This window comes from Streptomyces sp. 17_S59, assembly GCF_056930295.1.
In genome coordinates this window covers 536793-547569 of record NZ_JBXOWD010000001.1, presented here as the reverse complement: position 1 = coordinate 547569, position 10777 = coordinate 536793, and the positions used below count along the sequence as shown (strand labels likewise).

At 71.8% G+C, this 10777-nt stretch carries 1 protein-coding gene; it reads left to right on the top strand.

The window, feature by feature from the left end; all coding sequences use genetic code 11:
* Positions 1–23 precede the first annotated feature (23 nt).
* A complete protein-coding gene (locus tag AC1Z4A_RS02200; RefSeq protein WP_483676108.1) occupies positions 24–10772 on the top strand; it encodes a type I polyketide synthase in 10749 nt (3582 codons plus the stop codon).
* The last annotated feature ends 5 nt before the right edge of the window (positions 10773–10777 follow it).

Below are 10777 nucleotides of genomic sequence, written 5' to 3'. Positions count from 1 at the left end.
CCTCTCTGCGGGAGTGACCTCTCATGTCTGACGAGAATCTGCTGAGCAAGTTGAAGTGGGTCGCGCGGGAGCTGCACCAGACCCGCCAGCAGCTCCAGAGCGTGGAGCTGCGCCACCGCGAGCCGATCGCGATCGTCGGCATGGCCTGCCGGTTCCCGGGCGGCGTGAACTCGCCGGAGGACCTCTGGCGGCTGGTGGACGGCGGCGGGGACGCCATCACGGACTTCCCCGAGGACCGGGGCTGGGACACCGACGCCCTCTTCGACCCGGACCCCGACCGGTCCGGCAAGAGCGCGACCCGCAAGGGCGGATTCCTCTACGACGCCGCGGATTTCGACGCGCAGTTCTTCGGGATCTCGCCGCGCGAGGCGCTGGCGATGGACCCGCAGCAGCGCCTGCTGCTCGAAGCCTCCTGGGAAGCGGTCGAGCGGGCCGGGATCGACATCACCACCCTGAGGGGCAGCCGGACGGGCGTCTACGCGGGCGTGATGTACCACGACTACGCCGCGGGCCTGCCGGCCGTGCCGGACGAGATCGAGGGGTACTACGGCACCGGCACGGCCGCCAGCGTCGTCTCCGGCCGGGTGCCGTACACCTTCGGCCTCACGGGCCCGGCCATCACGGTCGACACCGCCTGCTCCTCCTCGCTCGTTGCGCTCCACCTCGCCGTGCAGGCGCTGCGGAGGGACGAGTGCTCCCTCGCGCTGGCCGGTGGCGTGGCGGTGATGTCCAGTCCGGTCATGTTCGCCGAGTTCAGCCGCCAGGGCGGGCTGTCGGTCGACGGCCGGTGCAAGGCGTTCGGGGCTGGTGCGGACGGTACAGGCTGGTCCGAGGGCGTCGGCGTGCTCGTGCTGGAGCGGCTGTCGGACGCCCGTCGTAACGGGCACCAGGTGCTGGCCGTGGTGAAGGGTTCGGCGGTCAACCAGGACGGCGCGAGCAACGGCCTGACGGCGCCGAGCGGCCCGGCACAGGAGCGGGTCATCCGCCAGGCCCTCGCGGACGCCGGGGTCGCGACGGGCGACGTGGACGCGGTGGAGGCGCACGGCACGGGTACGAAGCTGGGTGACCCGATCGAGGCGCAGGCGCTGCTGGCCACCTACGGCCAGGACCGGCCCGCGGACCGGCCGCTGTGGCTCGGCTCGCTGAAGTCCAACCTCGGGCATGCGCAGGCCGCGGCCGGCGTGGGCGGGGTGATCAAGATGGTGATGGCCATGCGTCAGGGGGTCCTGCCCCGGACGCTGCACGCTGAGGAGCCGACACCGCTGGTCGACTGGTCGGCGGGTGCGGTCGAGCTGCTCCGCGAGGCGCAGCCCTGGGACGAGGCCAGCCACCCGCGCCGGGCAGGCGTGTCGTCGTTCGGCATCAGCGGCACGAATGCGCACGTGATTCTGGAGGAGGCCCCGCAGGAGGAGCCGTCAGCCGAGCAGGAGGTGGCGGCTCCGGCTCCGGCTGGTCCGGTGCCGTGGCTGCTGTCGGCCCGTACGGAGGCTGCGCTGCGGGCGCAGGCACAGCGGCTGCGCGAGCACGCCGCCGGGCAGGAGCCGCTGGACGTGCGGGCGGTGGGCCGCGCGCTGGCGACGACCCGGGCGCAGCTGGAGCAGCGGGCCGTGGTGGTGGGCGAGGACCAGAAGGCCCTGCTCGCCGGTCTCGATGCTCTTGTGGGTGGCGAGGGTGCCCCGGGGGTGGTGCGTGGGGTGGCTGATGGGCCTGTGCGTACTGCCGTGATGTTTACGGGTCAGGGCAGTCAGCGGGTCGGTATGGGCCGGGAGTTGTATGGGGCTTTCCCGGTGTTTGCCGAGGCGCTGGATGAGATCGCAGGGCTCTTTGACGCGGAGCTTGGCGGGTCGTTGCGGGATGTGGTCTTCGGCGAGGGGGAGTCTTCTGCCGAGGGGGAGCTGGACCGGACGGTTCATGCGCAGGCGGGTTTGTTTGCGCTTGAGGTGGCGTTGTTCCGGCTGGTGTCGTCGTGGGGTGTGCGGCCTGATTTCCTGATCGGTCATTCGGTTGGCGAGATCGCGGCGGCGTACGTGGCAGGTGTGTTGTCGCTGGCTGATGCTGTGCGGTTGGTGGCGGCGCGTGGCCGTTTGATGCAGGCGCTGCGTGCGGATGGCGGCATGGCTGCGATCGAGGGCGCGGAGGACGAGGTCCGGGCTGCGCTTGCTGCGGGTGGTTACGGTGACCGGCTGGCGATCGCGGCGATCAACAGCACCTCGTCCGTCGTGGTCTCCGGCGATGACGATGCCGTGACGGCATTCGTGGACGGGTGGAAGAAGCAGGGCCACCGCCGAGCAAAGAAGTTGACGGTCAGTCATGCGTTCCACTCGCCGCACATGGACGGGATGCTGGACGAATTCCGGTCCGTGGCGGAGAAGCTCGAGTACCACGCTCCGCGCATTCCGCTGATCTCCAATGTGACCGGTGCGGTGGCCGAGGCGGGAGAGGTCTGCTCGGCGGAGTACTGGGTGCGGCACGTGCGGCAGCCGGTCCGCTTCCTGGACGGCGTGCGCAGCCTGGACGCCGAGGGTGTGTCGGTGTTCCTGGAGCTGGGCCCGGACGGTGTGCTCTCCGCGCTGGTCCCGGACTGCCTGACGGGCGACGGGGAACGCAGGCTTGTGTTCGCCGCCGGACTGCGCGGCGGTGCCGTGCCCGAGCCGCGTGCGCTTCTGGAAGCCGTGGCCAAGGCGTACGCCCGCGGCGCCGAGGTCGACTGGCACGCCGTGCTGGGCACCGGCCCGGTCGCCCCCGACCTGCCGACGTACGCCTTCCAGCGCGAGCGCTACTGGCTCGACGTTCCGGCGCGGCGCGGTGACGTGGCCGGCCTGGGCCTGGTGGCGGCCGGACACCCGCTGCTGGGCGCGGTGGTGTCCCTGCCCGATGACCGGGGTGTCCTGTGGACCGGGCGGCTGTCCCTGGCCGAGCAGCCGTGGCTGGGCGACCACGCGGTGTCCGGTTCGGTGGTGCTGCCGGGCGCGGTGTTCGTGGAACTGGCGCTTCAGGCGGGTGAGCTGCTGGGGCACGGCCGCTTGGAGGAGCTGACGCTCCAGCAGCCCTTGGTGCTGAACGGGACCGCCGGAGTGCGCTTGCAGGTGGCCGTGGCAGGCGCGGACGAGACCGGCCGGTGCGCGGTGACGGTCCACTCCTGCCCGGACGGTGGCGTGGACGCGGACGCGGTGGGCGACGAGGCCTGGACACTGCACGCCATCGGATCCCTGACGGGCAGCGGCGCCGGGTCCGGGGCCCGGGGCACGGATGCCGATCTCGTCGTTTGGCCGCCGCGGGGTGCCGCTCCGGTCGGTGTGAGTGACCTCTACGACCGGCTGGCCGGACAGGGCTACGAGTACGGCCCGGTGTTCCAGGGAGTGCGGTCTGCCTGGCAGCAGGGCGAGGAGGTCTTCGCCGAGGTCGCGCTGCCGGATGCGGTGACCGGGGGGACGGAGGGCTTCGGCGTTCACCCGGCGCTCCTGGACGCCGCCCTGCACATGGCCATCGATCCCTCTGCCGAAGAGGTCCGGCTGCCGTTCGTGTGGTCCGGGGTCGAGCTGTCCGGTGTGAGCGGCCCGGTGGTCCGGGTCCGTCTGGCGCCGTCGGGTGACGACGGTGTGTCGCTCCAGGTGGCCGACGCATCGGGCGTGCCGGTGCTGTCGGTCGAGCGGCTGGTGACGCGTCCTGTGTCGCGGGAGCAACTGCTGGCTGCGGATGGCGGTGCGCTGCGGGATGCGCTGTTCGGTGTGGAGTGGACTGCGGCTTCGGCTCAGTCGCCGTCGGACTGGGGCGTGTGGGGTTCGGCAGAGGCGTCCGCGCTGATGGTCTGGGCTCCCGAGGGCGGCTCCGCGGACGGCCTGTCGGCGGTGACGGCGCGTGGGCTGGAAGCCGTGCAGGAGTTCTTGTCGGACGAGCGCTTCGCAGACTCGCGGTTGGTGGTGCTGACCCGCGAGGCCGTGGGCGCGGGTCCGGAAGAGGGCGTTGCCGACTTGGCAGTGGCTCCCGTGTGGGGTCTGGTGCGATCGGCACAGGTGGAGCATCCGGACCGGTTGCTGCTGGTGGATGTGGAGCAGGGGCTTTCCTTCGCTGAGGAGGAGGCGGCGCTGCGGACGGCGCTGGGCTCGGGGGAGTCGCAGGTCGCGGTGCGTGGCGGGCGGGCGTTCGTGCCGCGTCTGGCGCGGGTTGCCGGGCCTGCGGGCGGGGACGGGCAGATGCCGTTCGGCTCCGAAGGCACGGTGCTGGTGACCGGTGGCACCAGTGGTCTGGGTGCTTTGGTGGCGCGGCATTTGGTGTCGTCGTACGGGGTGCGGGATCTGCTGCTGGTGTCGAGGCGTGGCCTCGCTGCTCCCGGTGCGGACGCTCTGGTCGCGGAGCTGTCGGATGCCGGGGCGCGGGTGCGGGTCGAGGCGTGCGACGTCGCCGATCGTGAGGCGCTCGCCGGTCTGCTGGCCTCGATCCCGGAGGACCGGCCCCTCACCGGAGTCGTCCACTGCGCTGGTGTCATCGACGACGGAATCCTCGAATTGCTGACTCCTGCCCGACTGGCTGCCGTACTGCGTCCCAAGGCCGAGGCAGCACTGCATTTGCACGAGCTGACGGCCGATCTCGACCTCTCGGCATTTGTGCTGTTCTCGTCGTTCGCGGGTGTGGTGGGCAGTGCGGGGCAGGCGGGCTATGCGGCGGCCAACGTCTTCCTGGACGGTTTGGCCTCGCAGCGCCGTGCCCTGGGTCTTGCGGGTGTGTCGCTGGCGTGGGGCTGGTGGGGTTCCGACGGCGGTCTGACGGGTGATCTGTCGGAGGTCGACCGGGAGCGTCTGTCGGGTCTGGGCCTGTCGGCGATGAGCGCGGAGGAGGGGCTGGCGCTCTTCGACGCCGCCGTGGCATCCGACGCCGCATTGCTGGTTCCGGCGCCGCTCGACATGGCGAGGCTCCAGCGGCGGGGCGCGGAGGGCGTCCCCCCGGTTCTGCGGTCGCTGGTGCGGGGCCGGGCGCGGCGCGCCCGGACCGGGGACCCGGCTGCCGAGGCGGGACTCGCCGCACGACTTGCCGGTCTGACCGAGGGCGAGCAGCGGCGGACGGTCCTGGACCTGGTCCAGGACCACGTGGGGCAGGTGCTGGGTTACGGGCCCGGTCAGTCGGTAGGGGTGGACACGCCCTTCAAGGGGCTGGGCTTCGACTCGCTGATGGCGGTCGAGCTGCGCAACCGCCTCAACCAGGCAGCGGGCCTCCGCCTCCCGGCATCCCTGGTCTTCGACTACCCCACCCCCAAGCGAGTCGCCGAGTACCTGCTGCGGGAACTCGCCGAGAAGGCCGAGGAACAGCCCGTCCTCGCAGCCGCATCGACCGTCGCGTCGGACGACCCGATCGTGATCGTGGGCATGGCCTGCCGGTACCCGGGCGGCGTGCGCACGCCGGACGACCTGTGGCAGCTGGTCCTCGACGGCAGGGATGCCGTCGGACCCTTCCCCGACGACCGGGGCTGGAACGTTCGCGAACTCTTCGACCCGGACAAGAGCGCCGCGGGGAAGTCGTACGTGGCCGAAGGCGGCTTCCTGTACGACGCCGCGGATTTCGACGCGCAGTTCTTCGGGATCTCGCCGCGCGAGGCGCTGGCGATGGACCCGCAGCAGCGCCTGCTGCTCGAAGCCTCCTGGGAGGCGGTCGAGCATGCCGGGATAGATCCGAAGTCCCTCCTCGGCACCGAGACCGGCGTGTTCACGGGCGTCATGTACCACGACTACGGCTCGCGGCTGCCGGACATCCCCGAGGGCCTGGAAGGCTTCCTCGGATTCGGTTCCGCCGGCAGCGTCGCGTCGGGCCGCCTGTCGTACTCCCTCGGCCTTTCGGGGCCTGCGGTGACGCTGGACACGGCGTGTTCGTCGTCGCTGGTGGCGGTGCACCTGGCCGCGGATTCGCTGCGGCGCGGCGAGAGTTCCCTCGCACTGGCCGGTGGCGTGACCGTGATGTCGTCGCCTGGAGCGTTCGTCGAGTTCAGCCGTCAGGGTGGGTTGTCTTCGGACGGTCGGTGCAAGGCGTTCGGGGCTGGTGCGGACGGTACGGGTTGGTCCGAGGGTGCCGGTGTGCTGGTGCTGGAGCGGTTGTCGGATGCACGTCGCAACGGACACCGGGTGCTCGCGGTCGTGCGCGGCAGCGCGGTCAATCAGGACGGTGCGAGCAATGGGTTGACGGCGCCGAGTGGTCCGGCGCAGGAGCGGGTGATCCGGCAGGCGCTGGCGAATGCCGGGATCACGGCGGGCGACGTGGACGCGGTGGAGGCGCACGGCACGGGTACGAAGCTGGGTGATCCGATCGAGGCGCAAGCGCTGCTGGCCACCTATGGCAAGGACCGGCCTGCGGATCGTCCGTTGTGGCTGGGTTCGCTGAAGTCGAACTTGGGGCATACGCAGACGGCTGCGGGTGTCGGTGGTCTGATCAAGATGGTCATGGCCATGCGCCACGGGGTTTTGCCCAGGACCTTGCATGCCGAGGAGCCGACTCCGCTGGTGGACTGGTCGGCGGGTGCGGTGAAGTTGCTGGATGCAGCGCAGCCGTGGCCTGAGGCCGATCGTCCGCGCCGGGCGGGTGTGTCGTCGTTCGGTATCAGTGGCACGAATGCGCACGTCATTCTTGAGCAGGCTCCGCAAGAGGAGCCGACCGCTCAGCCTGAGCCGGGTGCCCCGGCGGGCTTGGTGCCGTGGCTGGTGTCGGCTCGTACAGAAGCTGCCCTGCGGGCGCAGGCGCAGCGGCTGCGCGAGCACGTCACCCGCCAACAGCCGCTGGATGCCCAGTCGGTAGGCCGTGCCTTGGCCACCACCCGGTCGGCTTTCGAGCACCGGGCCGTGGTCCTGGCCGACAACACCGGCGACCTCCTCACCGGCCTCGATGCTCTTGTGGGTGGTGAGGGTGCCCCGGGGGTGGTGCGTGGGGTGGCTGATGGGCCTGTGCGTACTGCCGTGATGTTTACGGGTCAGGGCAGTCAGCGGGTTGGCATGGGCCAGGAGCTGTATGGGGCTTTCCCGGTGTTTGCCGAGGCGCTGGACGAGATCCTCGGGCTTTTCGACGCGGAGCTTGGCGGGTCGTTGCGGGATGTGGTCTTCGGCAACGGCGATTCTGCTGAGGAGCAGCTGAACCAGACCGTTCATGCGCAGGCGGGTTTGTTTGCGCTTGAGGTGGCGTTGTTCCGGCTGGTGTCGTCGTGGGGTGTGCGGCCCGATTTCCTGATCGGTCACTCCGTGGGGGAGATCGCAGCCGCGCACGTCGCAGGTGTGCTGTCGCTGTCTGACGCTGTGCGGTTGGTGGCGGCGCGTGGCCGTTTGATGCAGGCGCTGCCTGCGGATGGCGGCATGGCCGCGATCGAGGGCGCGGAGGACGAGGTCCACACCGCACTCGCCGACGCCGGTTACGGCGACCGACTGGCGATCGCAGCGATCAACAGCACCTCCGCCGTCGTGGTCTCCGGCGACCGCGACGCAGTGGAGGAGTTCGCCGGTGCCTGGAAGAAGCAGGGCCGCCGCGCCAAGCAGCTGACGGTCAGCCATGCGTTCCACTCGCCGCACATGGACGGAATGCTCGAAGACTTCCGGTCCGTGGCGGAGAAGCTCGAGTACCGCACGCCCGACGTGCCCGTGGTGTCGAACCTGACCGGCGCGATAGCCGACCCGGAAGAGATGCGCTCGGCCGAGTACTGGGTGCGGCACGTGCGGCGGCCGGTCCGCTTCCTGGACGGGGTGCGCAGCCTGGACGCCGAGGGCGTGTCGGTGTTCCTGGAGCTGGGCCCCGACGGCGTGCTCTCCGCGCTGGGCCCGGACTGCCTGACGGCAGCAGACGACGACAACACCTCGTCCCTGTTCGCGCCCGGACTGCGCGGCGGCGACGCACCGGAACCGCGCGCCCTCCTGCAAGCCGTCGCCCAGGTCCACACCCGTGGTGCCGAGGTCGACTGGCATGCTGTGCTGGGCACCGGCCCGGTCACCCGTGACCTGCCGACGTACGCTTTCCAACGCGAGCGCTACTGGCTCGACGTTCCGGCAAACCCCGGCGACGCGGCCGGCCTGGGCCTGGTGGCCGCCGGTCACCCCCTGCTGGGTGCGACGGTCTCCCTGCCCGAGGGCCGTGGCGTGCTGTGGACCGGTCGGCTGTCCCTGGCCGAGCAGCCGTGGCTGGCCGACCACACGATGTTCGGCCGGGTCGTCCTGCCCGGTTCCGTACTCGTCGAACTCGCCCTCCAGGCGGGCGATCACGTCAAGTGCCCCCACCTCGAAGAGCTGACCTACCACCAGCCCCTCGTGATTCCCGACGACGAGGCCGGTACCGCCTCCGCCCCCACCTCCGCCGTGTCCGTCCAGGTGCTGGTGTCGGAGACCGACGAGGACGGCCGGTCCGCCGTGGAGGTGTTCGCGCGGCCCGGCGATGCGACGGACGACGCGGTCTGGACGCTGTACGCGTCCGGCATCCTGACGCGAAACGGCGCCGAGGGGACCGCCCCGGACTTCCGCGGTGACGAGACTTTCGTCGCCGTCGAGCTGCCGGATTCGGTGAACGACGAGGCGGGCGCGTACGGCATCCACCCGGCGCTGCTGGACGCCGCCCTTCGCCTCTCGGTGGATCCGTCTGCCGAAGAGGTCCGGCTGCCGTCCGAGTGGTCCGGCGTCGAGCTGTTCGCCGTGGGTGCCTCGGCGGTGCGGGTGAGCGTGGCGCCGTCGGGCGATGGCGGCGTGTCCGTCCGGGTGGTCGACGGGGACGGCGCTCCGGTGCTGTCGGTGCGGCGGTTGGCGACGCGTCCGGTGGCGAGGGACGAACTGGACAACGCCGCCGACTCCTTGCGCGATGCGCTGTTCGACATGGAGTGGACTCCGGCCGCGGTCTCCGCGCAGCCGCCGTCCGGCTGGGGCGTCTGGGGCTCGGCAGAGGCGTCCGGGGCGGCGGCGCCCGCGCTGGTGGTCTGGGCGCACGAGAGCGACCCGGCGGAAGACCTCGCGACGGCCACGGCGCACGCACTGCGCACCGTACGGGAGTTCGTGTCGGACGAGCGCTTTGTGGACTCGCGGCTGGTGGTGCTGACCCGCGGGGCCGTGGGCGTGGGCCCGGACGAGGGCGTTGCCGATCTGGCGGCGGCCCCGGTCTGGGGCCTGATGCGCTCCGCCCAGCGGGAGCACCCGGACCGGCTGCTGCTCGTCGATGTGGGGCACGGCCGGACCCCGGCCGAGGAGGACGCGGCGCTGCGCATCGCCCTGGCGGCCGCCCTGGACTCCGGGGAGTCGCAGATTGCCGTGCGTGGCGGGCGGGCGTTCGTACCGCGTCTGACGCGAGTGGCTGCGCTGCCCGAGGGCAGGTCGGAGGCATCCTTCGATCCTCGGGGCACGGTCTTGGTGACCGGTGGCACCGGCGGTCTGGGTGCTTTGATTGCTCGCCACTTGGTGTCGGCCTACGGGGCGCGGGATCTGCTCCTGGTATCGCGGCGCGGCCTCGCGGCTCCCGGTGTGGATGCGCTGGTCGCGGAGCTGTCGGATGCCGGGGCGCGGGTGCGGGTCGAGGCGTGCGACGTCGGCGATCGCGAAGCGCTCGCCGGTCTGCTGGCCTCGATCCCGGACGACCGGCCCCTGACCGGAGTCGTCCACTGCGCGGGCGTCGTCGACGACGGCGTGCTCGAGTCGCTGGACGCGGACCGGCTGGCCGGAGTGTTCCGCCCCAAGGCCGACGCCGCACTGCACCTGCACGAGCTGACGGCCGGCCTCGACCTCTCCGCATTCGTCCTGTTCTCTTCCATGGCCGGGGTGTTCGGAGCGGCGGGCCGGGCCAGCTATGGCGCCGCGAACGCCTTCCTGGACGCCCTCGCGTACGAGCGCCGTGCGCGCGGCCTGCACGCCGTCTCCGCGGCCTGGGGCCTGTGGGAGGAGGACCGGGGCATGGGCGGCCAGGTCACCGAGGCCGACATGGCCCGGATGCGGCGCGAGGGCGCCGTTGCGATGTCCGCCGAGGAGGGCCTCGCCCTGTTCGACGCGGTCCTGCTCCGCGACCGGGCCCTGTGCGTCCCGGCCCGCCTGGACCTGGCGGGGCCGGGCGGCGCCGACACTCCGCCGCCGCCCGTGCTGCGCGGGCTCGTACGGCCCGTACGCAGGCGGGCGGCCGCGACCGCCCGCCGGGAGGACTCCCCGGCGAACGCGGCCGAACAGCTGGCGCAGAGCCTGGCCGGGCTGCCGGAGGCCGAACAGGTGCGGACCCTGCTCGGCCTGGTGCGCGACCAAGTCGCCACCGTGCTCGGCCACTCCGACCCGGAGGCGGTCTCCCCGGACCGGGGCTTCCTCCAGTCCGGCTTCAGCTCGGTGGCCGTCGTCGAACTGCGCAACCGCCTCAGCCAGGCGACCGGCCTGCGCTTCTCCGCGGCCATGCTGTTCGACCACCCCACCCCCCGGGCCGTGGCACGCCACCTTCAGGCCAGGCTCGCCGAGGCGATCGACTCCGGCGCCGGTTCCGACGCCGCGACCGCTGCCGCCGCCGGCCTGGGCGGCGCCGACGCCACCGCGGAGTTCCGCGCCGCGCTCTCCGCCCTGCCGCTCTCCCGCCTCAAGGAGGTCGGCGTCCTGGACGCCCTGCTGCGGCTCACCGGCTTCGACGGCGCACTCAGCGGCGGGGGCGCGGCCACGGAGACGGCCGGTGACCGGAGCGGCCAGGCCACCGCCGGCGGCACCGATTCACCTGCTTCATCTGCTTCATCTGCTGTGACACCAGAGTCCATCGACGCCATGGATCTGGACAGCCTCGTTCACATGGCTATCAACACCGACGCCTGAAAAAC